General features: G+C 70.1%; 1 protein-coding gene. It reads left to right on the top strand.

Annotated features, from left to right (window positions below):
- Positions 1–1,665, top strand: a 1,665-nt coding sequence (locus tag ACFWDI_RS40915; RefSeq protein WP_385312183.1) for an alpha/beta fold hydrolase, incomplete at its 5' end; no start/stop codon positions are given.
- Between the last annotated feature and the right edge of the window lie 151 nt (positions 1,666–1,816).

Here is a 1,816-nt window from a genome sequence, read left to right as displayed (position 1 = left end):
GACGACACCAACCACGAGGTAATGGACCGGGTGCCGGACCGGATCCTGCTCGGCCGCGCGGTCAACAACGTGCACATCTACGTCGTCGACGAACACCTCACACCCGTGCCGCTCGGCGCCCCCGGCGAGATTGTCTTCTCCGGGGTCTGCGTCGGCCGCGGGTATGTCAACGACCCTGAGCGGACCCGGCTGGCCTTCCTGGCGGATCCGCACCGAAAGGGCCGGCGGCTCTACCGGAGCGGTGACTTCGGCCGCTGGCAGCCGGAAAGCAAGCTGGAGTTCCTCGGCCGCAGGGATGCCCAGGTCAAGATCCGCGGCTTCCGGATCGAGATCGGCGAGATCGAGAACACCTTGCTGCGCCTCCCTGGTGTCCGCGACGGCGCGGTGGTGGTCGCCGAGCGGGCCGACCAGAGCAAGTACCTGGTGGCCTTCTACTCCGCCCGGCAGCCACTCGAGGCCGACGTCCTGCTGGAGCGGCTGAGTGCGTCGCTGCCCGAGTACATGGTCCCGTCGGCCTTTCACTGGCGGGACAGTCTGCCGCTGACGGCCAATGGCAAGATCGACAGGAAGACGCTGACGGCGCTCGCCGAGGAGCTCGACGTCGTCGAGGACGACTACAGCGCGCCGAGTACGCCCACAGAACAGTGGCTGGCGGCCGCATGGGCAAACGTACTCGGCATTCCGCAGGACCGGATCGGCCGGCGGGACCACTTCTTCGACCGGGGCGGCACGTCGCTGTCGGCAGTGAAGCTGGCAATCGCCCTCGACCGTGCGGTGACCCTGAAGGACGTCACCCGTCGCCCGGTCCTCGCCGATCTCGCCGGACTGGTCGACGGCCGGTCCGAGCGGAGCTCCGGGCTGCTGCAGTCACTGTCGGAATCGGACCGCGCGCAGGCCGGTGCCCTGCTGTGCTTCCCCCACGCCGGCGGCAACGCGGTGAACTTCCAGCCGCTGGCCAGGGCACTGCCGGCCGGCGGCCTGGCGGTCTACGCCGTCGAGCTGCCCGGTCACGACGTGGCCGCCGACAGCGAGCCGTTCGCGCCGATCGCAGAGGTGGTTGAACAGGTCGTCGCCGAGATCACCCGGCGTGGCCTGACCAGGATCCTGCTGTGGGGCCACTCCTCGGGCACGGCGTTGGCCGTGGAGACGGCCAGGCAGCTGCAGGAGCGCGGGGTGGACGTCCAGCGGGTGTTCCTCGGCGCGCAGCTGCTCGGTGACGCCACCGACCGGCGCGCCGCCATCACCGAGCTGACCGGGCGGAGCAACGCAGAGATCGTCACCGAGCTGACCGGGCGGAGCAACGCCGAGATCGCCGCGGCGCTGAGCGCGGACAGCGGCTACACCGGGCTCGGTGAGCTGGATGCGCAGCGCGCCGAGCATGTCGGTGCGGCGTACCGGCACGACTGTGTGTCCGCGCACCGCTATTTCGCCGATGCCCTGGACGCCCCGCCGGCGGTGAAGCTGTCCGCGCCGGTCACCGTCGTCGTCGCCGCCGACGACCCGAGCACGGCGGAGTTCCCACGCCGGTACCTCGACTGGCAGCTCCTCGCCGAGCACGTCGACCTGCACGAGCTCGCCGACGGCGGCCACTACTTCCTGCGCACCCGTCCGACCGAGGTGGCCAAGGCCGTGCTGAGCGCCGCCGAGTGGCCGACTTCTTACTGAGCCGCGACTGAAAGGAATACGAGATGTCGTCGTCATCCCCGACATCACTGCTCGATGTGGAGACGAAACCCGGCAAACCTCCGATGCTGCGGGTCGAGACCACCGTCGACGCGACGAGCTGGGCGGCCGAGCAACGGGACGCGCTGCGCGC

It is taken from the genome of Streptomyces sp. NPDC060064, from assembly GCF_042736455.1.
Taxonomy (GTDB): Bacteria; Actinomycetota; Actinomycetes; order Streptomycetales; family Streptomycetaceae; genus Streptomyces.
This window is presented reverse-complemented; position numbering and strand designations above follow the sequence as displayed.